Genomic DNA, 338 nt, shown 5'->3' on the forward strand with positions numbered 1-338 from the left:
GAAGTTATAAATAAGTTTGAGGGAATTATTAATGGATTATGATGTTACTCTTTCTATAACAACATACAATGAAGAAAAATACTTACCAATACTTCTTGATTCTATAAAAAGACAAAAAACTAATTTGAAAATGGATATTTTAGTTATAGATGACTCTTCTACAGATATGACATTAGAAATAGCGAACTCATATGAAGGGGTGAGAATTATTCATAATGATATAAAATCTGATGTTCAGTATATGAGAAATACAGGGCTTAAAGAGGCATTTGGTAAGGTAATAATATTTTTTGATGCTGATGTTGCTATATCTGATAATTTTGTAGAGAGTATGGTAA

The 338-nt window shown here is 27.2% G+C and carries 1 protein-coding gene; it reads left to right on the forward strand.

The features are described from left to right. Positions 1 to 31 precede the first annotated feature (31 nt). Positions 32 to 338 (forward strand): glycosyltransferase family 2 protein (locus EZH24_RS13650; RefSeq protein ID WP_137999504.1); only part of this gene is annotated, 307 nt, incomplete at its 3' end.

It is taken from the genome of Brachyspira catarrhinii (assembly GCF_005518285.1).
Taxonomy (GTDB): domain Bacteria; phylum Spirochaetota; class Brachyspiria; order Brachyspirales; family Brachyspiraceae; genus Brachyspira; species Brachyspira catarrhinii.